Below are 22,919 nucleotides of genomic sequence, written 5' to 3'. Positions count from 1 at the left end.
CACCGGTCGCGCTTTTTTGTTTTACGCAACCACGTTACTTCACACCCGCCAGTAATTTCTCCAGCGGATACACCACCACGAGCACCACTTCGTCCTGCACTTTGGCTGCGTCGTCGAGTTGCGACTGCGCCTGCTGGCGTTCCTGCGCGTTCAGCGTTTCGCCTTTTTGCAGTTTCTCCAGCCAGATCAGGCCATTTGCCGACAATGCGCCGAGCTGCTGCGCTACCGGCTGCAACGGTTTCAGCACGTAATTTTGCGCCAGCACCGGTTTCACCTGCTCCGCGCTGCGCTGCCAGCTTTCAAGCTGAGAGCGCACGGCCTGCGCCGCCTGTGCATTTTGCGGATCCTGCACCAGCGCGCTGACGTGAGTACCCAATTCACGCACCGCGTTGCTTTCCGCCGGTAGCGCATCGGCCAGACGGTTCAGCGGTTCGGCCTGGGTGTAATGTCCCGCCTGGAATTTGATGTGCTGACGGGTGTAATACTGCGCCGGTTCGAGTGCGGTGGAGAAGCTCAGAAGCGGCGCGATATCAGCGCTGTTTGACAAGCGCGTCATCAGCCGCGCGGTTTCGGCGTGCTGTTGCAGCCCTGCCGATACCACTGACCAGGCGTCGATTTTTGCCAGCCGCTGATACATGTTGCCCGTATCTTTGACGTCCTGCGCCGACCACAACCGTTCAGCCACCACAAAACCGCGCGGCCAGAGTTTAATGTCCAGAATCTGCGAGGTGATGTTTTCCTGCCACAGCGCTGCTTCACCGCCGAGGATATTCTTCATTCCTGCCACATCCGGCACGACCGGCGGCTGGCCGTCAGGCACGGCGCTGAGCGGGCTGCCGGTGACCGGATACCGCGCATTGCCGATGATGAAATAGCCGCCGAGTTTGCCGTCTTTGAGCGTCAGCACCGGTTGCGTATCGCCCATCCAGGTATCGACCGCAAACCGGACATTGCCGTCGTCTTTCACCACCACATCACGCACCGCGCGGCGGGTTTTTCCTTTGAAATCAATAAACCCGCGCCAGCCGTTTTTACCTTCAATCAGCGTGAAACTGCCGTCCACCGGTTTACCTTTCAGGCGCGGCATGGTGAATGTCCAGCTTTGCGCTTTCTCGCCGTCGGCGACGTTCTGATCGACACCGAGCGGCTGCGGCAGAATTTCGTTGCGATAGTGATAGGCCGAACTGTGCGGTTGATCGAGATAGAAGCCGGTAGACAAAATCCCCTGATAGCCCTTCTGCGCACTGGCGCCGAGGGAGTCCGGCCCCTGCCATGACTGGATCACAATGTCGTGCGGCAGATCCGGGTGGAAGATCTCGTCCCAGCCGACCATTTTGCGCTGATGCTGATGAAGGATCGCCTGTAACCGGGTGTTGAAATAGGCCTGCAACGCGTGCGTATCGGCAATGCCCTTCTCTTTCATGAACGCCTGAATCGGCTGCGAATTTTTCCACTGCGTCGCATCCACTTCATCGCCGCCAATGTGCAGGTACGGATCAGGGAAGATCTGCGTCAGCTCGCCGACCAGCGCATCGGCAAAGGCGTAGACTTTTTCATTGCCCGGATCGAGCGTCGGTTCATGCACGCCCCAGGATCGTTCCATTTTGTAAGGTCCCGGCGCACTCAGCAGTTCGGGATACGCCACCGCAATCGCCGAAGCGTGGCCCGGCATATCGATTTCCGGCACCACGCGGATCCCAAGCTTCGTGGCGTAAGCCACCACCTCTTTCATCTGCGCAACGGTGTAAAACTGTCCGTCACTCGCCAGCGCCTGCAATTTGGGATATTTCTGCGATTCAAAGCGCCAGCCCTGATCGTCGCTCAGATGCCAGTGCAGGACGTTAAGTTTCGCTGCCGCCATACCGTCGAGCTGGCGTTTGATATCGGGGACTGGCAGGAAGTGACGGGCGGAATCGAGCAGAACGCCGCGCCACGCAAAACGCGGCAGGTCATGAATGCTGACCAGCGGAATAAAAGTATTCTCGCCGTCGTTCTGCACCAGCTGCAACAGCGTTTCCATGCCGCGCATTGCGCCGAAACGGGTATTAGCGGTAAGCGTCGCGCCCTGCGGCGTCACGGTCAGCTGATAACTTTCATCGCTGTCCGGTTCAGGCTGTTCAGCCACTTTTTGTTTGATGATGATGTTAACGGCGGCCTGTCCGCCCGCGTTTTCCTGGGCCTGAGGCAATAAATACCAGCCGGTTTGCCGGGCAAGCCGTTCGCGCCAGCGGTTTACTTCGGGCATCAACTGGTCGCCGCTGACCTGGATCTGCAAAGCATCCGTCAGCACAAATTTGCCCGCCGGGGAGGTGACCTCCACCTGCTGCGGCCACGGCATCAGCGGTAAATTTCCGGCCGGTGCAGCCAGAGCGGACGCGGTGAGAAAAAGCGACGTTGCAAGAAGGGTACGGCGGAAAGGCAATAACATCGGTGAAATTCCTCAGATTAAGACAAGCATCGTAGATGAATGAAATACAAAGGAATAACTATAGCCGGTGGTGAAAAAAAAGACGGTGACTGAGTTAACAATCACCGTCTTTCTGTGACATCGCAGTGGTTACTGCCAGCCGTAGCGGCGCACGAACCAGCCTTTGACACACTGAGTCAGCACCATGTAGCCCGCCAGAATCGCGATCAGCCACGGGAAATAGCTCAGCGGCAGCGCCTGCAGTTGCAGGAATCCGGCAACCGGCGAGTAGATCAACGCGATGCCGGTGACCACCACCATCAGCGTCATGATGCACAGCGGCCATGAGGCGCGGCTCTGGATGAACGGCACTTTACGGGTGCGGATCATGTGGACAATCAGCGTCTGCGACAGCAGCCCTTCAATGAACCAGCCGGACTGGAACAGCGTCTGCGCTTCAACGGTATTGGCTTTAAAGACCCACCACATCAGGCTGAAGGTGAGAATGTCGAATACGGAGCTGATCGGACCAAAGAACACCATAAAGCGGCCGATATCACCGGCGTTCCAGCGCTGCGGTTTCGCCAGCTGCTCTTCATCGACGTTATCAAACGGGATCGCCACCTGAGAGACATCGTAAATCAGGTTCTGAATTAACAGATGCAGCGGCAACATTGGCAGGAACGGCAGAAAGGCGCTGGCAACCAGCACGCTGAACACGTTACCAAAGTTGGAACTGGCAGTCATTTTGATGTATTTCAGCATATTGGCGAAGGTTCTGCGCCCTTCTGTCACGCCCTGCTCCAATACCATCAGGCTTTTTTCCAGCAGGATAATGTCCGCCGCTTCTTTGGCGATATCCACCGCCGAATCGACCGAAATCCCGATATCCGCCGCTCGTAGCGCAGGCGCGTCGTTGATGCCATCCCCCATAAATCCAACCACGTGGCCTTCGCCACGCAGCACGCGTACGATGCGCTCTTTGTGCATCGGGGTCAGTTTGGCGAACACGGTGGTTTCGCGGGCGACGCGCAACAGCTGCACGTCATCCAGTTCATCAATATCACTGCCCGTCAGCACCGTATCGACTTTAAGGCCAACGTCTTTGCACACTTTACGCGCCACCAGCGGGTTATCGCCGGTGAGAATTTTGACGGTCACGCCTTTACGCTGTAACGCTGCCAGCGCCGGAGCGGTGCTCTCTTTTGGCGGATCGAGGAACGCGATATATCCGGCCAGAATCAGGCTGGATTCATCGGGCACGCCGTAACCCACCGTGCGCGCAGGCATCACTTTGTGCGCGACGGCCACCACGCGCAGCCCCTGCTGATTAAGGTCGTCCGTGATGCGGCGGATCCGCGTCAGCAGCGCATCGGTCAGCGGCACAATCTCACCGTTGAGCTGCACCAGCGTACAAATCGACAGCATCTCTTCCAGCGCGCCTTTGCAAATCAGGCGATGGTTTTGATCGTTCTCAGCGACCACCACGGACATGCGGCGGCGATCGAAATCGAACGGGATCTCATCCACTTTCAGCGAGTTATGCGCGGTCGCGATATCGCCTGCATCCAGCACCGCCACATCGAGCAGATTTTTAAGCCCGGTCTGATAATGGCTGTTGAGCCACGCCAGATGCAGCACATCGTCACTGGTCACGCCGAGCACATCGGTGTGGCGTTCCAGCACGATTTTGTCCTGCGTCAGCGTCCCGGTTTTGTCGGTGCAGAGAATGTCCATCGCGCCAAAATTCTGGATGGCGTCCAGACGTTTGACGATCACTTTCTGACGCGACAGTTTCACCGCGCCTTTGGCCAGCGTGGAAGTGACGATCATCGGCAACATTTCCGGCGTCAGCCCGACCGCCACGGAGAGCGCAAACAGCGCCGCCTCCCACCAGTCGCCTTTGGTGTAACCGTTGATCACCAGCACCACCGGCGTCATCACCATCATAAAGCGGATCAGCAGCCAGCTGACTTTGCTGATCCCGGCCTGAAAGGCGTTCGGCTGAGTGTCTTCCTGCACCACACGCTCGGCAAGCTGGCCGAACCAGGTTTTGCTGCCGGTCGCGATCACCATCGCGATCGCCGTACCGCTGACCACGTTGGTGCCCATAAAGCACAGCGTGTTGAGTTCCAGCGGATCGTTTGCGATGGGTTTCTTTTCGCAGGCGTGCTTTTCCACCGGCAGGGATTCACCGGTCAGTGCGGCCTGGCTGATAAACAGATCCTTGGCGGAAAGAATGCGCAGATCCGCCGGGATCATATCCCCCGCCGAGAGTTTGATCAGGTCACCCGGCACCAGCTGGCTGATGGCGATTTCCACCGTTTCGCTGCGCCCGGTTTGTGCGTCGCTGCGCAGTACGGTGGCGGTGTTGCTGACCATCGCTTTCAGCGCATCGGCGGCTTTGTTGGAGCGCGCTTCCTGAATGAAGTGCATAAAGGTGGAAATAAACACCATCGCACCGATCACCAGCGCCGCCGTCAGATCGTCAGTGGCGTAAGACACCAGACCGAGCACGGTTAGCAGCAGGTTGAAAGGATTGCGGTAGCAGTGCCACAGATGCACCCACCATGGCGCTGGCTGCTGATCGCCGGTCTGGTTCAGGCCGGAAACTTCACGGATGGCGTCCGCTTCCGGTCCGGTCAGCCCTTCGGGATGGCTGCCAAATTGCAGATACAGCTGGTCTTCAGTAGCGCGTGCGCAGGCCTGACAATGCGCGGCCATCGCGGCAGGCACAGCCTGTGCGGCGCGGACTGACACATTTTCGAGCATCGGATCACGGCGGACTAAGCGGCGCGGTAAATTACGGCTGAGCGCGCTGAGCAGCCGGGAAGTGAAATTTTTGAACATGATTCGCACCTTTGTTGCGTCCACGGCAAAGCTGCCGAAGACATGGCAAAAGGGTTTACAAAAACGGCGCGAACGAAAGACGTGCGCCACCGCTTACCTGATAACTTTTAATGTCACGGTAAGCAGTAGCAAAAATGCGGGTGCTTACCGGATCACAACGGACCTACTGAATTGGGGTCGGGTTCCATGGGTTTTCACCTCCGGTAAGGAACGGTTTGGAAATTCATACGCATCGGGCAGGAAAATCCGTTAGGGTATCGGTTTGCTATTGCGCAACTTCGATATTTGAGCGGAGTATACGCCTGTGAACTGCAACCATTTTTAAACCTGATCAACTTAACCATACAAAATAATTATACAAACCATGCAAAATCGCCTGACCATCAATGATATTGCCCGCCTGAGCGGCGTGGGGAAATCCACCGTTTCCCGCGTGTTAAATAACGAAGGCAACGTCAGCCCGCAGACCCGGGAGCGGGTGCTGCAGGTCATTGAGCAGGAGCATTTCAGCCCGTCGAAATCGGCGCGGGCGATGCGCGGTTTCAGCGATAAAATCGTGGCGATTATCGTCTCGCGCCTTGATTCTCCCTCCGAAAATCAGGCGGTACGCGCCATGCTGCCGCTGTTTTATCAACAGGGTTATGACCCGATCGTACTGGAAAGCCAATTCAGCGCCGAGCGCGTGAAAGAACATTTGCAGGTGCTCAGGCAGCGCAATATCGACGGCGTGGTGCTGTTTGGTTTTACCGGTTTATCCCCGCAGATACTGATGCCGTGGAAAGACAAACTGGTGATGCTGGCACGTGAAATGCCGGGCTTATCTTCGGTGTGTTACGACGATGCGGGTGCGGTGCAGTTGCTGATGCAAAAGCTGCTGGCACAAAACATCCGTTCCATCGGCTTTATCGGCGTATCCCCCCATGACACCACCACCGGCCAGAAGCGCAGTCAGGCGTATCAGGCATTCTGCGAAGAAAACGGCCTGACGCCGCACTTGGTGCTCGGCGAGCTGACCTATCAGAGCGGTTTCGACCTGCTGCCGCAGCTACTGGAAAGCCGGATTGAAGCGGTGATCTGCGCCTCTGATACCATCGCCATCGGCGCACAAAAATACCTGCAACAGCAGCAGATCACCGGCGTGCAGGTGTGCGGCATCGGCAATAACCCGCTTCTGCATTTCCTGTTTCCGGAATCTTGTTCGGTCGAACTCGGCTACGGCGCGGGCGGCGAGGCGGCAGCAACACAATTGCTGGCGCAACTCGACGGCTCCGCGACCTTAAAACAGCTGATCGTCCCCGGAAAACTGGCGGTCTGAACCCCCTCCCCTGAGCATGGAAAACAGAAACTTTGTGATCGTCCCGGCAAAACCGGGAACGTTCCCAGACAAATTCCCATCGCCTTCGCTATGCTTTAGCCGTTCCCTACACCGGCATTTAAAAACAAGAAGGTTTTTTCATGAGCAAAGTAAAGCAACAGGATGTTGATCGCCTGATCGCCCTCGTCGGCGGCAGCGACAATATCGCGATGGTGACTCACTGCATTACGCGTCTACGTTTTGTCCTCAATGACCCGTCGAAAGCCGACCCGAAAGGGCTGGAAACGTTGCCGATGGTCAAAGGTTGCTTCACCAATGCCGGTCAGTTTCAGGTGGTCATCGGCCCGGAAGTGGACGATTACTATAAAGTGCTGATCGCCAGCACCGGCAAAAGCGAAGCCGGTAAAGAGCAGGCCAAAATCGCCGCGCGCCAGAACATGAGCTGGTTCGAGCGCGGGATTTCGCACTTCGCTGAAATCTTCTTCCCGCTGTTACCGGCGCTTATCAGCGGCGGTTTGATCCTGGGCTTCCGCAACGTCATCGGCGATATCCCGATGAGCGGCGGCCAGACGCTGGCGCAGATGCATCCGATGTGGCAGTCCATTTACGACTTCCTCTGGCTGCTCGGTGAAGCGATCTTCATGTTCCTGCCGGTGGCCGTGTGCTGGTCCACCGTCAAAAAAATGGGCGGCACTGAAATCCTCGGTATCGTCCTCGGCATCACGCTGGTTTCCCCGCAACTGATGAACTCCTACAACCTCGGCCAGCAAATTCCTGAAGTGTGGAATTTCGGCTGGTTCACCATCGAAAAAGTCGGTTATCAGGCACAGGTGATCCCTTCCGTGCTGGCGGGTATGGCGCTGGCAATGATCGAAAACGCCATCAAACGTATCGTGCCGAATTACCTGTATCTGGTGATTGTACCGGTGACATCGTTGCTGATTGCCGTCTTCCTCGCGCATACGCTGATCGGGCCTTTTGGCCGCATGATCGGCGACGGTGTCGCGTTCGCAGTGAAATTCGTCATGACCGGCAGCCTCGCCCCCATCGGGGCCGCACTGTTTGGTTTCCTCTACGCGCCGCTGGTTATCACCGGTGTGCATCAGACCACGCTGGCCATCGACATGCAGATGGTACAAAGCACCGGCGGTACGCCGGTCTGGCCGCTGATCGCCCTTTCCAACATTGCGCAGGCCGCTGCCGTGGTGGGTGTGATTATCGTCAGCAGAAAACACAATGAACGTGAAATTTCCGTACCTGCGGCGATCTCCGCGTTTCTCGGCGTGACCGAACCGGCGATGTACGGGATCAACCTGAAATACCGCTTCCCGATGCTGTGCGCGATGACAGGCTCGGCCATAGCAGGCCTGATTTGTGGCCTGAGCGGCGTGATCGCCAACGGCATCGGCGTCGGTGGCCTGCCGGGCATTTTATCCATCAAACCGCAGTTCTGGAGCATCTACGCGGTGGCGATGCTGGTGGCGATTGTCGTCCCGATGGTGCTGACCGTGTTTGTCTACAAACGCAAAGTACGCCGCGATGAACTGGCTATTGTTTGAGATTTTAAGAACGTGCATGAATGAAAGAATTGAATAAGGAAAATGCGATGAGCAGCGAATTGCCGTGGTGGAAAAACGGCGTGATTTACCAGATTTACCCGAAGAGTTTTCAGGACACCACCGGCAGCGGCACCGGCGATATCAACGGCATCACGCAGCGGCTGGATTACCTGAAAACGCTGGGCGTTGACGCGCTGTGGCTGACGCCGATGTACCTGTCGCCGCAGATTGATAACGGCTACGACGTCGCCGATTACTGCGCGATCGACCCGGCTTACGGCACGCTGGAAGACTTCGAGCGCCTGACCGCCGAAGCCCACCAGCGGGGGATGCGCATCGTGATGGACATGGTGTTCAATCACACGTCCACACATCACGAATGGTTCCGCCAGTCACAGGATCCGGGCAGTGCGTTCCGTCCGTTTTATATCTGGCGCGACGGCGCGACTGAAGGTGGTCCGCCGAATAACTGGCGCTCAAAATTCGGCGGCGGTGCATGGCAGTGGCACGAAGAGAGCGGGCAATATTACCTGCATCTGTTCGCCACTGAGCAGGCGGATCTCAACTGGGAATACCCGCCGGTGCGCGAGGCGCTCAAACAGGTCTGTCAGTTCTGGGCAGATAAAGGCGTCGACGGGCTGCGACTGGATGTGATCAATCTGGTCTCCAAGCAACAAGATTTCCCCGCTGACGAGACCGGTGATGGCCGCCGTTTTTACACCGACGGCCCGCGCATTCACGAATTTTTGCAGGAATTTAGCCGCGACGTGTTCAAACCCCTGGGGCTGATGACCGTCGGTGAAATGTCTTCCACCAGGCTGGAACACTGCCGCCGCTACGCCGCCAACGACGGCAGCGAACTGTCGATGACGTTTAATTTCCATCATCTGAAAGTGGATTATCCGAACGGTGAAAAGTGGACTGACGCGCCACCGGACTACGTTCAGCTCAAACAGATTTTCCGAGAATGGCAGCAGGGAATGCACGGCCACGCGTGGAATGCGCTTTTCTGGTGTAATCACGATCAGCCGCGCATTGTGTCGCGCTTCGGTGATGAAGGCGCGCTGCGCACCACCTCCGCCAAGATGCTGGCCATGGTGCTGCACGGGTTGCAGGGCACGCCGTACATTTATCAGGGCGAAGAAATCGGCATGACCAATCCGGGGTTTAAACATCTCGAGCAGTATCGCGATGTCGAAAGCCTGAACATGTTTGCCGAACTGAAAAGTGACGGGCGCAGTAACGAGGAGCTGCTGCGCATTTTAGCGCGCAAATCCCGCGATAACAGCCGCACCCCGATGCAGTGGAACGCCGAACCGCAGGCCGGTTTTACCTCCGGCACGCCGTGGATTTCGGTCAGCCACAATGCACAAGAGATCAATACGGAACAGGCGCTGGCGGATAAGGATTCGGTGTTTTATCTCTATCAGCAACTGATCACGCTGCGCAAGACCGTGCCGGTGTTGACCGACGGCGATTATCAGGATTTGCTGCCGGAACATCCGCAGTTGTGGTGCTATTCCCGCTCCGCGAACGGCCATACACTGCGCGTTGTAGCCAACCTGAGCGCGCAGGAACAGGCGCTCAGCCTGCCGGAATTTAACGCTAAAACGCTGCTGAGTAATTATGCCGATGCGCCGCTTTCCGGTCGCCTTCGTCCTTACGAATGTGCCTGGTTACTGGCTGAATAGTCTGAAAATCTTCCTCTCAACCGGGCGCCCTGCCCGGTTGTTTTTAATGCCTCTCCTTTAAAAACAATAGGCAAAATTCGGGCCAGAATTTACATTTGGTCATGGTTTCTTCCGACGAAAAAATTCTTTGTCCCCGGTCAATAAAACGAGAATTAACGCTCGCGCCATTCCTATATGTAGTGTGTATAGTACACACCCAACCCAATATATAGCGATTTCACGCAAAACCCGCACAACAGGCCCGCAGGCCTTGTGGGGCGCGGAATGCGCTCAAAAGGAGTGTCATTGTGAAGGCAGACAGACTCGGATCCGTTCCCGCTCGTTCCCCTAAAATGCAGCCCATCGTCATCAAGCGGGATGGTTGCCAGGTCCCTTTCGATGAAGTTCTGATCAAACAAGCGGTGCAACGCGCCGCCATTGCCGCTGGCATCGACAGCGCGGAGTATTGCGGGCAGGTTGCGCGCATTGTCGCTGAAAATCTGCAAGACCAGACGCGCGTCGATATTCACGAAATTCAGGATGCGGTAGAAAACCAGCTGATGGCCGGGCCGTATAAAAAATTGGCACGCGCCTATATCGAATATCGCCACGACCGCGACGTCAAACGTGAAATGCGCGGACGCCTGAACCAGGAAATTCGCGGTCTGGTTGAGCAAAGCAACATGGCGCTGCTCAACGAGAATGCCAACAAAGACAGTAAAGTGATCCCGACGCAGCGTGATCTGCTGGCCGGTATCGTCGCCAAGCATTATGCCAAACAGCATATTTTGCCGCGTGAAGTGGTACTGGCGCATGAGCGCGGTGAAATCCACTATCATGACCTCGACTATTCGCCATTTTTCCCGATGTTCAACTGTATGCTGATCGACCTTAAAGGCATGCTGAATCACGGTTTCAAAATGGGGAATGCCGAAATTGACACACCGAAGTCAATTTCCACCGCCACCGCCGTAACCGCACAAATTATCGCGCAGGTCGCCAGCCATATTTACGGCGGCACCACCATAAACCGCATCGATGAAGTGCTCGCGCCATTTGTCACGTCCAGCTACGAAAAACACCGCGCGATTGCGCAGGAATGGCAGGTCGCCGACGTCGAGGCTTTCGCCCACAGCCGCACCGAGAAAGAGTGTTATGACGCCTTCCAGTCGCTGGAATATGAAGTCAACACGCTGCACACCGCTAACGGCCAGACGCCTTTCGTCACCTTCGGTTTCGGTCTCGGCACCACGTGGGAATCACGTTTAATTCAGCAATCTATTCTGCGCAACCGCATTGCAGGGCTGGGTAAAAATCGTAAAACCGCCGTGTTCCCGAAACTGGTATTCGCCATTCGTGACGGGCTAAATCACAAAGCCGGTGACGCCAACTACGACATCAAGCAGCTGGCACTGGAATGCGCCAGCAAGCGCATGTACCCGGATATTTTGAATTACGATCAGGTAGTTAAAGTCACCGGCTCGTTCAAAACGCCGATGGGCTGCCGCAGCTTCCTCGGCGTGTACGAAGAAAACGGTGAGATGATCCACGAAGGCCGTAACAACATCGGCGTGATCAGCCTGAACCTGCCGCGCATTGCGCTGGAAGCCAAACAGGATGAAGCCGCGTTCTGGAAACTGCTCGACGAGCGTTTACTGCTGGCGAAAAAAGCGCTGATGACCCGCATCGCACGGCTGGAAGGGATTAAAGCCCGCGTCGCGCCGATTCTGTATATGGAAGGGGCGTGCGGCGTACGTCTGAAAGCCGACGACGATATTTCCGGCATCTTCAAAAATGGCCGGGCGTCGATTTCGCTGGGCTACATTGGCGTGCATGAAACCATTAATGCACTGTTTGGCAATCAGACCCATGTCTTCGACGCCAGCCAGCTGCGCGAAAAAGCCGAAGCCATTGTAGGCCGCCTGAAAGACGCGACCGAAAGCTGGAAAGACGAAACCGGCTACGGATTTAGCCTCTACAGCACACCGAGCGAAAACCTGTGCGACCGCTTCTGCCGTCTCGATAAAGCCGAATTTGGGCTGGTGGCGGGCGTGACCGACAAAGGTTACTACACCAACAGCTTCCATCTGGACGTCGAGAAGAAAGTGAATCCGTACGAAAAACTCGACTTCGAAGCGCCGTATCCGCCACTGAGTAACGGCGGTTTCATCTGCTACGGCGAGTATCCGAACCTGCAACACAACCTGAAAGCGCTGGAAGACGTGTGGGATTACAGCTATACCCGCGTGCCGTATTACGGCACCAACACGCCAATCGATGAATGCTACGACTGTGGCTACACCGGCGAATTCGAGTGCACCAGCAAAGGCTTCACCTGCCCGAAATGTGGCAACCACGAGCCTTCACGCGTGTCAGTCACCCGCCGTGTCTGCGGTTATCTCGGCAGCCCGGATGCACGTCCGTTCAACGCCGGTAAGCAGGAAGAAGTGAAGCGCCGCGTGAAACATTTAGGCAATGGTCAACTGGGCTGAGACGTTGAATTTCCATCAATATTACCCGATCGATGTCGTTAACGGGCCGGGAACACGCTGTGTGCTGTTTGTTTCCGGCTGCGTGCATGAATGCCGCGGGTGCTACAACAAAAGCACCTGGCGGCTGGATTCGGGCAAGCCGTTTACACCAGAAGACGAAGACCGCATCATCGCCGATCTGCAAAACACAGTGATCCCGCGTCAGGGGTTAACGTTGTCGGGTGGCGATCCGCTGCATCCGAAAAACCTGTCGGCAATCCGCCAGCTGCTGTTACGGGTGCAGGCAGAATGTCCGGGCAAAGACGTGTGGATGTGGACCGGTTATATCCTTGACGAACTGACTGTTGAACAACAGGAGGTGACCGCGCTCATCAATGTTCTGGTCGACGGCAAATTCGTGCAGGAGTTGAAAGACCCGTCGCTCATCTGGCGCGGCAGCGGAAATCAGGTAATTCATTACCTGAGATAAAAAGCTCGAGCTATGCAGAGGGGAAACGCTTCCCCTCGATGCTTCAAAATTCCATTCAGCAATATTCCTCATCTTCACTTCTCTGCAATCTGACCTTCACCCAACTGTCATTAAGCTGCGCCAACATGATGCCAACGCCCTACTGAGGTTTGCATCATGACCCGCTCCCCTTCTTCAAAATTCACTGCCACTGCCCGTTTATCCTATGCGAGGTATTCATTGTGATGAACTTATCTAGACATCCGACCAGTCACACTACGGTTTATCAGCAAATCGCTGCCGAGCTGGAACAGGAACTGCGCAACGGTTACCGCTGCGGGGACTATTTGCCGCCGGAGCAGCAGCTTGCCGAACGTTTTCAGGTGAACCGCCATACGTTGCGTCGCGCGGTGGATGAGCTTGTCGATCGCGGCTGGCTGCAACGCCGCCAGGGAATTGGCACGCTGGTGCTGATGCGCCCTTACGATTATCCGCTGCATTCCCAGGCACGGTTCAGCCAGAACCTGCTCGATCAGGGGAGCCACCCGACCAGCGAACGTTTGCTGGCGGTACTGCGCCCTTGTACCGATCACGTGGCGACAGCGCTGTCGCGGCAGGAAGGCGAGACGGTTATCCATCTGCGCACGCTGCGCCGCGTCAACGGCGTGCCGGTCTGTGTGATTGACCACTATCTGCCGGATCTCGACTGGTGGCCTGCATTACAAAACTTCCACAGCGGCTCGCTGCACGATTTTATCCGCGAAGAGATTAAGCAAAAACTCAGCCGCCGCACGACCCGCATCAACGCACGTCGCGCACTGGCCAAAGAGAGCAAATTACTCGAAATCGTGCCGCAGGCTCCGCTGCTGTGTGTGCGCACCCTGAACATTCGTGAAGGCAGCGACACGGTGGCGGAATACTCCGTCAGCCTGACTCGCGCCGACATGATCGAACTGACCATGGAGCACTGAATGGATCACCTGCAAACCCGCCAGCGCTGGATGTCGGTGCTGGCTCACAGCCGCCCCGACGAACTGCTCGCGCACTGGCAGCCGTTGAATTTATCCCCACAATTTGAACGCATACGCGCTGCTGAAACCGGCCTGACACAGCTTCAGGGCCGCATGGGCGGCACAGGAAAACGCTTCGTGATGGGCGATATGACCGTCACCCGCGCGGTGATCCTGATGGAAGGCGTCGTGTATGGTTACAGCTACGTCGCCGGTCGCAATAAACCCCACGCCGAACTGTGCGCCGTGATCGACGCCCTGCTGCAAATACAAGGCATGGACGAGCTGCTGCACAAACGGATCATCGCCCCGCTGGCGGCCATACAACAGGAGCGCCGCGAGCTGCGCGCCCGTGAAGTGGCTGCCAGTCGTGTCGATTTCTTTACCCTGGTTCGCGGAGAATAATTCATGTCACTTGTTGCCAGTTTTCAAAATCCGGTTGCCGATGCGCAATACAGTTTCCGCCGTATTCTCAAAGCGTTGAGCGAACCGGGCGTCTGCATTCAGTTACCCGCCATGCAGGGATTTGGCGCACTCGGTTCCGCCAGCGCCTGTGTATTGCTGACACTTATCGATCAGGATACGCCGCTGTGGCTGAGCGCCTCGCTTAACGATGAGATTCTGCGTAAGAATCTGCGTTTTCACACCGGCGCGGTGCTGACCGACAATCCTGCCGCCGTCAGTTTTGCTCTCGCCGATCCGGCGCTCGACAGCGCCACCTTGCTGGCCTTCCCCTGCGGAGATGAGATGTCGCCGGAGCTGGCGACCAGCGTCATCGTTCAGCTCGCTGGCCTCACCGGCGGCACCTCTTTGCGTCTATCCGGTCCGGGTATCGAAAGCAGCCGGACGATTTCGCCGCAGCTGCCGGACGCCGTGCGTGATTATCTGACCCGCCGCCCTCACCGCTTCCCGCTGGGACTGGATTTTATGTTCACCTGCGGCGAAGAAATGATTGCCATACCGCGCACCACGCGCGTGGAGGTGTGCTGATGTACGTCGCTGTGAAAGGGGGAGAAAAGGCGATAGCCGCCGCCCATCAGCTGCTGGCGTGTGAGCGCCGTGGCAATCCGCAAGTGAATGAACTGGGCTGTGACCAGATCGAACAACAGCTGGGTCTGGCGGTCGATCGCGTGATGAGCGAAGGCGGAATTTACGACCGCGAACTGGCGGCGCTGGCGATTAAGCAGTCCGGCGGCGATCTGGTCGAAGCCATTTTTCTGCTGCGCGCTTATCGCACCACCCTGCCGCGTCTGGCGACCAGCGAGCCGCTCGACACCGCTGCGATGCGCCTCGAGCGCCGTATTTCAGCCGTTTACAAAGATTTGCCGGGCGGCCAGTTGCTCGGCCCGACCTACGATTACACCCACCGGCTGCTGGATTTTGCGCTGCTGGCCGAGGGCGAAGCACCGTTTACGCCGATTGCCGACGACGCGCAGCCGGAAAACTGCGGCCACGTGTTTGATTTGCTGACGCAGCAACAGCTGGCCATAGCCGAACAGGACGACGGATCCGAGCCGGAAGACATTACCCGCACACCGCCGGTGTTTCCGGCCTCCCGCGCGGCGCGTCTGCAACAGCTGGTGCGGGGAGACGAAGGTTTTCTGCTGGCGCTGAGTTATTCCACGCAGCGCGGCTATGGCCGCACGCATCCGTTCGCCGGGGAGATCCGTACCGGCTGGCTGACGGTGGAAATCATGCCGGAAGAGCTGGGCTTCGCGATTGATATCGGCGAAATCCTGCTGACCGAATGCGAGATGGTGAACGGTTTTGTCGCACCGGACGACAAGCCGCCGCACTTTACGCGCGGCTACGGCCTGGTGTTTGGCCGCGCCGAACGCAAGGCGATGTCGATGTCCCTGATCGACCGCGCTTTGCAAACCCGCGAGCACAACGAACTGATCACAAGCCCCGCGCAGGACGAAGAATTCGTGCTGTCACACGCCGATAACGTCGAAGCGGCCGGTTTTGTTTCGCACCTCAAGTTGCCGCACTACGTCGATTTTCAGGCGGAGCTGGAATTACTTAAACGCCTGCGCGCCTCGAAAAAACAGGACTCCGCCAATGAACAATAATTCAGCGCCAGTGCTCACCGGCTATAACCACGGTTATCTCGACGAGCAAACCAAACGCATGATCCGCCGCGGGATCCTCAAAGCCGTGGCGATCCCCGGCTATCAGGTGCCCTTCGCCGGGCGTGAAATGCCGATGCCTTACGGCTGGGGCACCGGTGGGATCCAGCTCACCGCCAGCGTGATCGGTGAAAAAGACGTGCTGAAAGTGATCGACCAGGGCGCAGATGACACCACTAACGCCGTGTCGATCCGCAAATTCTTCCAGAGCGTTGCGGGCGTGAAAACCACCGAGAAAACCGTCGACGCCAGCCTGATCCAGACCCGTCACCGCATTCCGGAAACGCCGTTACAGGAAGATCAGATCCTGATTTTTCAGGTACCGATCCCTGAGCCGCTGCGCTTTATCGAACCGCGCGAAACCGAGACCCGCAAAATGCACGCGCTCGAGGAATACGGCGTGATGCAGGTGAAGTTGTACGAGGACATCGCGCGCTTCGGGCATATCGCCACCACCTACGCTTATCCGGTGAAGGTGAACGATCGTTATGTGATGGATCCCTCGCCGATCCCGAAATTTGATAACCCGAAAATGCACATGATGCCCGCCTTACAACTGTTTGGTGCCGGGCGCGAAAAACGCATTTATGCCCTGCCGCCGTTCACTAAAGTCGAAAGTCTGGACTTCGACGATCACCCGTTCACCGTCCAGAAATGGGACGAACCATGCGCCATCTGCGGTTCGCGCCACAGCTATCTCGACGAAGTGGTGCTCGACGATCAGGGCAACCGCATGTTCGTCTGCTCAGACACTGATTTCTGCGCTCAGCAAGTTGAGCAACAGGCTTCCAACGAGGTTAACCGCCCATGACTACGCCATTACATCTCACCGCTGAGCCGCTGCTGTCGGTGAATAACCTGACTCACCTGTATGCGCCGGGCAAAGGCTTTTGCGATGTGTCATTCAATCTGTATCCGGGCGAAGTGCTGGGCATTGTCGGCGAATCCGGTTCGGGCAAAACCACACTGTTGCAGTCGATTTCAGCGCGGCTCGCACCGCAGCAGGGAAGCGTCATTTACAACAACGGTCAGGCCGCCGCGCAGTCACTGTATGACATGGCCGAAAGCGATCGCCGTCGCCTGCTGCGCACCGACTGGGGCGTGGTGCATCAGCATCCGATGGACGGCCTACGCCGTCAGGTTTCAGCGGGTGGCAATATCGGCGAGCGTCTGATGGCGGTCGGCGAGCGGCACTACGGCGATATCCGCCAGAAAGCCAGCCAGTGGCTGGAAGATGTCGAAATTCCGGTGTCGCGCATCGATGATCTGCCGACCACATTTTCCGGCGGCATGCAGCAGCGTCTGCAAATCGCCCGTAATCTGGTGACGCATCCGCGTCTGGTGTTCATGGATGAGCCAACCGGCGGGCTGGATGTGTCCGTTCAGGCGCGACTGCTGGACTTACTGCGCACGCTGGTGGTGGAAATGCAGCTGGCGGTAGTGATTGTCACCCACGATTTAGGCGTCGCGCGCTTACTGGCGCACCGTTTGCTGGTGATGAAACAGGGTCAGGTGGTGGAAAGTGGATTAACCGACCGCGTGCTCGACGATCCGCATCATCCTTACACTCAGCTTTTAGTGTCTTCCGTGCTTTCCTAAACTTCATTCCAGAGAAAGAGTGACCAAAATGACGACGAAGCTCAGGGTCGAAAATCTCAGTAAAACCTTTGTTCTGCATAACCAGAACAGCGCCAGATTACCTGTTTTCAGTAATGCCAGCCTGACGGTGGACGCGGGGGAATGCGTGGTGCTGCACGGCCATTCTGGCAGCGGTAAATCCACGTTATTGCGCTCGCTCTACGGCAATTATCTGCCAGACAGCGGCCAGATTTGGGTTGAACATCAGGGCCAGCAAATCGATATGGTCAGCGCCGAAGCGCGGGAGATTCTGGCGGTGCGCCGCCACACCGTAGGCTGGGTCAGTCAGTTTCTGCGGGTGATCCCGCGCATCAGCGCACTGAATCTGGTGATGCAACCCCTGCTGGAACTTGGCGTGGAGAAAGCCCAAAGCGAAGCCCGCGCCAGCGCCCTGCTGACACATCTCAACGTGCCGGAACGTTTGTGGCATCTCGCGCCCTCGACGTTTTCAGGCGGCGAGCAGCAGCGCGTAAATATCGCCCGTGGTTTTGTGGTCGATTATCCGGTGCTGTTGCTCGATGAACCGACCGCCTCACTCGATGCCACCAATCGCGCCGCCGTGGTGACGCTGATCGAACAGGCGAAACAGCGCGGAGCGGCGGTAGTCGGTATTTTCCATGATGCCGACGTGCGCGAACGCGTTGCCGACCGCCTGTACGAAATGAACCCTGAAACCGCCCCGGAGATGTCCGCATGATCATCAATAACGTCAAACTGGTGCTCGACAGTCAGATCGTCGAGGGATCGCTGGAGATGCAAAACGGCGTGATCAGCGCCTTCGCCGACACCCGCAGTCAGCTGCCGCAGGCGCTGGATGCTCAGGGCGGTTGGCTGATGCCAGGCTTTATCGAGTTGCACACCGACAATCTCGATAAGTTTTTCACGCCGCGCCCGAAAGTTGACTGGCCCGCCCATTCGGCCATGAGCAGTCACGATGCGCTGATGATCGCCAGCGGTATTACCACGGTACTCGACGCGGTGGCGGTCGGAGACGTACGCGACGGCGGGCACCGTCTGGATAATCTGCAAAAGATGATTAACGCCATCGTCAACAGCCAGAACGCCGGGCTCAACCGCGCCGAGCATCGTTTACATCTGCGCTGCGAGCTGCCGCACAACACGACGCTGCCACTGTTCGAGCAGTTAATGGATACGCCGGTACTGTCGCTGGTTTCCCTGATGGACCATTCGCCGGGCCAGCGCCAGTTCTCCACGCCGCAGAAATACCGCGAGTATTATCAGGGCAAATACCACATGAATGACGCGCAGATGGATGAATTCCAGGAGGAGCAAATCGCGCTGTCACGCCGCTGGGCGCAGCCCAACCGTGAAGCGATTGCCGCCCATTGCCGCGCGCGCAATATTTCACTGGCCAGCCATGATGACGCGACCACCGCACACGTCGAGGAATCGCTGGCGCTCGGCAGCGTGATTGCCGAGTTCCCGACCACTGAGGAAGCGGCACGCGCCTCGCACGCCAACGGTTTGCAGGTGCTGATGGGCGCACCGAATATCGTGCGCGGCGGTTCGCATTCCGGCAACGTCGCGGCGCATCAGCTGGCATCGCTCGGGCTGCTGGATATTTTGTCTTCCGACTATTATCCCGCCAGCCTGCTCGACGCCGTGTTCCGCATCGCCGGTGATGAAAACAATGCGTTCAGCCTGCCGCAGGCGGTAAAGCTGGTGACGCGAAATCCGGCCAACGCGCTGGGCTTGCAGGATCGCGGCGAAATCGCCGAAGGCAAACGGGCGGATCTGGTGCTGGCAAGGGCGCATGGCGATCATCACTATGTGCAAAACGTCTGGCGTCAGGGCATTCAGGTGTTTTAAACGCAGGCGGGATAAGCTTGATCCAGCCCGCCTGCCCTATCTTTTCAGGGAGACAGCTCAATGCAGATCGACTGGGAAAGGCCGTTAGCGGAGGAAAAATGAGTCGTTTACTGTATCTGATGGGCGCATCGGGGTCGGGGAAAGACAGCCTGCTGGAGGCCTGCGCAGGGAGTTACCGGCGGGCGTAGCGGTGGCGCATCGTTATATTACGCGCGCCGCTGACGCCGGTTGCGAGAATCATATCGCGCTGAGCGAAGCCGAATTTATCCAACGCCAGCAGCAGGGTTTGTTCGCGCTGCAATGGCAGGCGCATGAGTGCCGCTACGGCGTCGGAATTGAAATCGACAGCTGGATGCAGCTCGGTTGTCAGGTGGTGGTAAACGGCTCGCGGGCGCATCTGGAAAGCGCCCGCCAGCGTTATGGCACACTTTTGCTGCCGGTCTGTTTGCAGGTGTCCGAGGCGGTGCTGGCGGAACGTCTGACCCGGCGTGGCCGCGAAGATGCCACGCAGATTGCCTGTCGTCTGCATCGTGCCAGAGAGTATGACAACGCTTTGCCGTCAGGGTGTCAGCGGCTGAACAACGACGGCGAATTACAGGACACGCTGAGGGCCTTACGGGAATTACTGAGCAGACAGAAGAGAACGCACGGGGAAATGCAGGAGAGCTGAAAAGGAAGGGGCAAATTTTGCTTTTTTGTCCCTACCCTATCACAGAGATCCTTCCTGCGGATCAACGACGCTTCACCGGCATACGGGAAATGCGATCCGATTCAACGTCCTGTTCAGGGTTAAAGTTCTTCAATACTGGCAGCAATCTGATCGGATTCCAGCACCGTGATGCCACCCAACCCGGCGTTAAACGCCTGTTCCTGCAACGCTTTCGCCACGATATCGGAATCAATCGCTTTCAGCTTACCCGGCAGCAGTTTGAACATCGGCGCGCTAAGTTGTTCGAGCAAGCGCGGCGGATGGCGTTTTCCCACCAGCAGTGACGGCCTGACCAGCGTCAGCAGCGGCCAGCCCTGTTGCATCAGCGCCTGTTCCATTTCCCCTTTGGTACGGTTGTAGAGAAAACGCGAAGTGGCATCAGCGCCGTGAGCACTGACCGCCAGACAATGGCGGGCTCCGAGTTCCTTGGCTGCTTTGGCACTGTCGACCACCAGATCATAATCCACAGCCCGAAACGCCGCCGCGCTTCCCGCCTGCTTTCGCGTGGTGCCGAGACAGCAAAACAGCAAATCGATCGGTTCATCCAACGCGACAACCAAAGAGGTCAGGTTAGCTCCCAGCGGATTAACCACTTTGCTGCCAGGCGGCAACGGACGGCGGCTTGGCGCGACGATGCGGCTGACGCGCGGATCGAGCTGAAGCAGGCGCAACAGTTCTCGCCCGACCAGACCACTTCCACCAAGAAGAAGAACTTTTGCCATATCACTTCCTTTTAAAAAACGGCGTTTCATATTGAGATATTTGAGTGTTACCTCATTGTTAAAGCAGCGCCATAAGACATATCTTGTTACGGATGTTTGTCAGACGCCACCCGATCCCACATCAGCTTTTTCCCAAAGCCGAGTGCGTTATCCGTCATCTTGATGTAATTGAGTTTTAGCCGCCAGACCGGCGCTTTCATCGCAACAGCGACGGGAAAATGCGTGCAGTAAAGCGTACGCGCGCGATGCTCTTCCTCACCGCTCAGCACCGTGGCTTCTCCCCGATACTGAATGCCTTTGATTAACGCGATGGTTTTCGGATGCGGGGCGATGGTGCCGACCACCTGCGGGGATTTCGCCATCAGCGTGCCGTGCAGCGTTTTCAGTTCCGTCATAAAATACAGCGACAGATTTTCTGAATCGGTGACGTAAAAGCAGTTGGCGCTCCACATCTCGCCGTCGGCGACGGCACACAGCGCCAGTACGTGATTTTTATTGAGAAACTTCAGGATGTGTTTCAGATCGTCGGGATTATTCATCAACGGTGCCCTTTCCATTCTTTGCCCACAGTGTAACGCGCCGCTTTGCGTTTTTACGTCACTCCTTTATGTGCTTCAGGTAAACTTAGGCAAATTTTGCTAAACGCACCGAGCCTATGTCTGCTGCATCGAACTGGTATTTATACATGTTGAGAACCCCGACCGGTGCGCTGTACACCGGGATCACCACCGACGTGACCCGGCGTATGGGAGAACATCAGTCCGGAAAAGGGGCGAAAGCGCTGCGTGGAAAAGGCGAGTTGCAGCTGGCGTTTCACTGTGCGGCGGGCGACCGCTCGCTGGCGTCAAAGCTGGAGCTGAAAGTGAAAAAGCTGAGTAAGGCGCAAAAGGAATTACTGGTGAAAGCCGCGCCGGAGTCTCTGGCGTGTTATCTGGGCTTGCAGGAGAGTGAGGTTGAGGAAGTCAGCCAACGGGCCTGAGAACAGACCCGTGGGGGAATTATAACTTGTTGAATGCCGTCGGGAAAACCACTTCTCCGCTGGCGTTGGTCAGCGCGTCATCGGTCAGGGTGAACAGCTGGAAAGTGCCTTCAGCGCCCGACCAGCGGCAATGCAGGTCATGGGCAGCCGCCGGTTTAAAACCGAAGCGACCGTAATAGGCAGGATCGCCCAGCACCACCACCGCGGCGTAACCGAATTCATTCAGGGAATCTAACCCTTCGTAAATGAGCTTTTCGCCAAGCCCCTGACGGCGCAGAGATTCTTCCACCGCCAGCGGTGCCAGCCCGACCCAGTTGCGATCTTCACCCTGAATATCGACCGGGCAAAACGCGACGTAACCGACCACGCCGCCTTCGTCATCGGTTGCCACAACGCCCAGCGTCAGTAAGCCGTCTTCGCGCAGTTCCTGCACCAGATCGGCTTCTGCGCCCGTAGGGAAAGCGGAACGCAGGAGGCGGTCAATGCCTGCTGCATCAACAGGAATTTCAGTTCGGATTAACATGGTTCAGCTACCGGAGCTTGCGGCTCGCGGTCCTCCTGCATACCCGCTTCGACAAAATCGGCCAGACGTAACAGGCCATTTTTCAGCAACACAGGCATGGTATCAAGATCGATAGAATCCATCAGATTCTTCACATACAGACCGAGTTCGGTATCGCCCTCAATACGCAGACGGCGCTGGAAGAACAGCGTGTCCGGATCTTCTTTACGGGCTGCGATCAGGATCAGATCATTGGCGTGACCGCTGAAACTGACATCGGCAACGCCTTCTTCGCGGATCACCAGTTTTCCGGCGTCGACTGACATCTGCCAGCTCAGACTGAGATCGGTGACATCAATTTTTAACCAGCGGCTGTCCAAAAAATCCAGTTCACCGTCGGCCAGTGCCTGACGTAGCTGCCAGCTCAACACTTGCTGCAAAACCTGACGCCGTAGCGCGAAAGGGGTGAATTTTAAAGGCACACTTAACAGGGATGGCCCCTGACGAACCATACGTGCACGTAGTTTTTGCAACACTGGCACTACTCCTTTAGGTAACTTTTTGGGCAACTCTTGGCACTATTTTGCCACATCGCCAGACTCATTCAGCGGCCTGCATCAATAAATACTGCAACAGAAAAACGTCACGTACAACCTCCC

20 protein-coding genes and 1 pseudogene are annotated in these 22,919 nt (G+C 57.1%); 15 read left to right on the top strand and 6 right to left on the bottom strand.

Annotation, left to right across the window (positions count from 1 at the left end; genetic code table 11):
- Window positions 1-34 precede the first annotated feature (34 nt).
- Together TU92_RS03725 and mgtA are read right to left on the bottom strand one after the other, a co-directional pair.
- Entirely contained in the window at window positions 35-2,428 is a 2,394-nt protein-coding gene (locus TU92_RS03725; RefSeq protein WP_112164617.1) for a beta-N-acetylhexosaminidase, read from the bottom strand.
- Window positions 2,429-2,557: 129 nt separating this feature from the next.
- A complete protein-coding gene (mgtA, locus tag TU92_RS03720) occupies window positions 2,558-5,260 on the bottom strand; it encodes a magnesium-translocating P-type ATPase (protein ID WP_414063933.1) in 2,703 nt (900 codons plus the stop codon).
- Between the two features lie 361 nt (window positions 5,261-5,621).
- On the opposite strand from mgtA, the gene treR reads away from it, so the two are divergent.
- The 14 genes and pseudogenes from treR to phnN all read left to right on the top strand — a co-directional run bounded on the left by treR (window position 5,622) and on the right by phnN (window position 20,018).
- Window positions 5,622-6,572, top strand: a complete 951-nt coding sequence (gene treR, locus TU92_RS03715; protein ID WP_112164615.1) for a trehalose operon repressor TreR — start codon at window positions 5,622-5,624, stop codon at window positions 6,570-6,572.
- A gap of 140 nt (window positions 6,573-6,712) precedes the next feature.
- A complete protein-coding gene (gene treB / locus TU92_RS03710) occupies window positions 6,713-8,131 on the top strand; it encodes a PTS trehalose transporter subunit IIBC (RefSeq protein WP_112164614.1) in 1,419 nt (472 codons plus the stop codon).
- Between the two features lie 47 nt (window positions 8,132-8,178).
- Entirely contained in the window at window positions 8,179-9,822 is a 1,644-nt protein-coding gene (gene treC / locus TU92_RS03705; protein ID WP_112164613.1) for an alpha,alpha-phosphotrehalase, read from the top strand.
- Window positions 9,823-10,154: 332 nt separating this feature from the next.
- Window positions 10,155-12,293, top strand: coding sequence for an anaerobic ribonucleoside-triphosphate reductase (gene nrdD / locus TU92_RS03700; protein WP_112164612.1), 2,139 nt, complete (start codon window positions 10,155-10,157; stop codon window positions 12,291-12,293).
- Window positions 12,294-12,297: 4 nt separating this feature from the next.
- Entirely contained in the window at window positions 12,298-12,762 is a 465-nt protein-coding gene (gene nrdG, locus TU92_RS03695; RefSeq protein ID WP_112164714.1) for an anaerobic ribonucleoside-triphosphate reductase-activating protein, read from the top strand.
- A gap of 224 nt (window positions 12,763-12,986) precedes the next feature.
- Entirely contained in the window at window positions 12,987-13,712 is a 726-nt protein-coding gene (phnF, locus tag TU92_RS03690) for a phosphonate metabolism transcriptional regulator PhnF (protein ID WP_112164611.1), read from the top strand.
- Window positions 13,713-14,156 carry a phosphonate C-P lyase system protein PhnG gene (gene phnG / locus TU92_RS03685; RefSeq protein WP_112164610.1) on the top strand — a complete coding sequence of 148 codons (444 nt, stop codon included), beginning with the start codon at window positions 13,713-13,715 and terminating at the stop codon, window positions 14,154-14,156.
- A gap of 3 nt (window positions 14,157-14,159) precedes the next feature.
- Window positions 14,160-14,741, top strand: coding sequence for a phosphonate C-P lyase system protein PhnH (gene phnH / locus TU92_RS03680; protein ID WP_112164609.1), 582 nt, complete (start codon window positions 14,160-14,162; stop codon window positions 14,739-14,741).
- Entirely contained in the window at window positions 14,741-15,823 is a 1,083-nt protein-coding gene (locus TU92_RS03675) for a carbon-phosphorus lyase complex subunit (protein WP_112164608.1), read from the top strand. The genes phnH and TU92_RS03675 overlap by 1 nt, the downstream gene beginning before the upstream one ends.
- Complete coding sequence (locus TU92_RS03670; RefSeq protein WP_112164607.1) at window positions 15,813-16,691, top strand: alpha-D-ribose 1-methylphosphonate 5-phosphate C-P-lyase PhnJ; 879 nt, start codon at window positions 15,813-15,815, stop codon at window positions 16,689-16,691. Before TU92_RS03675 ends, TU92_RS03670 begins: the two co-directional genes overlap by 11 nt.
- Window positions 16,688-17,479: a phosphonate C-P lyase system protein PhnK gene (phnK, locus tag TU92_RS03665; protein WP_112164606.1), complete on the top strand. Its 792-nt coding sequence runs from the start codon at window positions 16,688-16,690 to the stop codon at window positions 17,477-17,479. The genes TU92_RS03670 and phnK overlap by 4 nt, the downstream gene beginning before the upstream one ends.
- A gap of 28 nt (window positions 17,480-17,507) precedes the next feature.
- Window positions 17,508-18,215 (top strand): phosphonate C-P lyase system protein PhnL, encoded by a 708-nt coding sequence (phnL, locus tag TU92_RS03660; protein WP_112164605.1) that lies wholly within the window; start codon window positions 17,508-17,510, stop codon window positions 18,213-18,215.
- Window positions 18,212-19,348 (top strand): alpha-D-ribose 1-methylphosphonate 5-triphosphate diphosphatase, encoded by a 1,137-nt coding sequence (phnM, locus tag TU92_RS03655; protein WP_112164604.1) that lies wholly within the window; start codon window positions 18,212-18,214, stop codon window positions 19,346-19,348. The genes phnL and phnM overlap by 4 nt, the downstream gene beginning before the upstream one ends.
- A gap of 98 nt (window positions 19,349-19,446) precedes the next feature.
- Window positions 19,447-20,018, top strand: a pseudogene (phnN, locus tag TU92_RS03650) (ribose 1,5-bisphosphokinase).
- Window positions 20,019-20,137: 119 nt separating this feature from the next.
- Here phnN and TU92_RS03645 read toward each other — a convergent pair.
- Both TU92_RS03645 and TU92_RS03640 read right to left on the bottom strand, forming a co-directional pair.
- The gene (locus TU92_RS03645; protein ID WP_112164603.1) at window positions 20,138-20,779 is read right to left on the bottom strand and encodes a Rossmann-fold NAD(P)-binding domain-containing protein; all 642 of its coding nucleotides are present in this window, start codon (window positions 20,777-20,779) and stop codon (window positions 20,138-20,140) included.
- An 86-nt stretch (window positions 20,780-20,865) separates the two neighbouring features.
- Complete coding sequence (locus TU92_RS03640; RefSeq protein WP_112164602.1) at window positions 20,866-21,318, bottom strand: YhbP family protein; 453 nt, start codon at window positions 21,316-21,318, stop codon at window positions 20,866-20,868.
- A gap of 116 nt (window positions 21,319-21,434) precedes the next feature.
- Between TU92_RS03640 and TU92_RS03635 the strand changes: the two genes are divergently transcribed.
- On the top strand, window positions 21,435-21,758 hold the full coding sequence (locus TU92_RS03635) for a GIY-YIG nuclease family protein (RefSeq protein ID WP_112164601.1): 324 nt from the start codon (window positions 21,435-21,437) through the stop codon (window positions 21,756-21,758).
- A gap of 19 nt (window positions 21,759-21,777) precedes the next feature.
- On the opposite strand, the gene TU92_RS03630 is transcribed toward TU92_RS03635, so the two are convergent.
- Both TU92_RS03630 and ubiT read right to left on the bottom strand, forming a co-directional pair.
- Window positions 21,778-22,281: a GNAT family N-acetyltransferase gene (locus tag TU92_RS03630; RefSeq protein ID WP_112164600.1), complete on the bottom strand. Its 504-nt coding sequence runs from the start codon at window positions 22,279-22,281 to the stop codon at window positions 21,778-21,780.
- Window positions 22,275-22,796: a ubiquinone anaerobic biosynthesis accessory factor UbiT gene (ubiT, locus tag TU92_RS03625; protein ID WP_112164599.1), complete on the bottom strand. Its 522-nt coding sequence runs from the start codon at window positions 22,794-22,796 to the stop codon at window positions 22,275-22,277. The genes TU92_RS03630 and ubiT overlap by 7 nt, the downstream gene beginning before the upstream one ends.
- Between the last annotated feature and the right edge of the window lie 123 nt (window positions 22,797-22,919).

Source organism: Rahnella inusitata, assembly GCF_003263515.1.
In the GTDB taxonomy this organism is placed as follows: Bacteria; Pseudomonadota; Gammaproteobacteria; order Enterobacterales; family Enterobacteriaceae; genus Rahnella; species Rahnella inusitata.
This window is presented reverse-complemented; position numbering and strand designations above follow the sequence as displayed.

Excerpts from the sequence above, each read along its gene's own strand:
- phnL (WP_112164605.1), top strand. The coding sequence starts at position 17,508 with ATGACGACGAAGCTCAGGGTCGAAAATCTCAGTAAAACCTTTGTTCTG.
- TU92_RS03630 (WP_112164600.1), bottom strand. The coding sequence starts at position 22,281 with ATGTTAATCCGAACTGAAATTCCTGTTGATGCAGCAGGCATTGACCGC.
- TU92_RS03725 (WP_112164617.1), bottom strand. The coding sequence starts at position 2,428 with ATGTTATTGCCTTTCCGCCGTACCCTTCTTGCAACGTCGCTTTTTCTC.
- TU92_RS03645 (WP_112164603.1), bottom strand. The coding sequence starts at position 20,779 with ATGGCAAAAGTTCTTCTTCTTGGTGGAAGTGGTCTGGTCGGGCGAGAA.
- TU92_RS03635 (WP_112164601.1), top strand. The coding sequence starts at position 21,435 with ATGTCTGCTGCATCGAACTGGTATTTATACATGTTGAGAACCCCGACC.
- treR (WP_112164615.1), top strand. The coding sequence starts at position 5,622 with ATGCAAAATCGCCTGACCATCAATGATATTGCCCGCCTGAGCGGCGTG.
- phnM (WP_112164604.1), top strand. The coding sequence starts at position 18,212 with ATGATCATCAATAACGTCAAACTGGTGCTCGACAGTCAGATCGTCGAG.
- treB (WP_112164614.1), top strand. The coding sequence starts at position 6,713 with ATGAGCAAAGTAAAGCAACAGGATGTTGATCGCCTGATCGCCCTCGTC.
- TU92_RS03640 (WP_112164602.1), bottom strand. The coding sequence starts at position 21,318 with ATGAATAATCCCGACGATCTGAAACACATCCTGAAGTTTCTCAATAAA.
- nrdD (WP_112164612.1), top strand. The coding sequence starts at position 10,155 with ATGCAGCCCATCGTCATCAAGCGGGATGGTTGCCAGGTCCCTTTCGAT.
- phnH (WP_112164609.1), top strand. The coding sequence starts at position 14,160 with ATGTCACTTGTTGCCAGTTTTCAAAATCCGGTTGCCGATGCGCAATAC.
- treC (WP_112164613.1), top strand. The coding sequence starts at position 8,179 with ATGAGCAGCGAATTGCCGTGGTGGAAAAACGGCGTGATTTACCAGATT.
- phnG (WP_112164610.1), top strand. The coding sequence starts at position 13,713 with ATGGATCACCTGCAAACCCGCCAGCGCTGGATGTCGGTGCTGGCTCAC.
- phnK (WP_112164606.1), top strand. The coding sequence starts at position 16,688 with ATGACTACGCCATTACATCTCACCGCTGAGCCGCTGCTGTCGGTGAAT.
- phnF (WP_112164611.1), top strand. The coding sequence starts at position 12,987 with ATGAACTTATCTAGACATCCGACCAGTCACACTACGGTTTATCAGCAA.
- TU92_RS03675 (WP_112164608.1), top strand. The coding sequence starts at position 14,741 with ATGTACGTCGCTGTGAAAGGGGGAGAAAAGGCGATAGCCGCCGCCCAT.
- TU92_RS03670 (WP_112164607.1), top strand. The coding sequence starts at position 15,813 with ATGAACAATAATTCAGCGCCAGTGCTCACCGGCTATAACCACGGTTAT.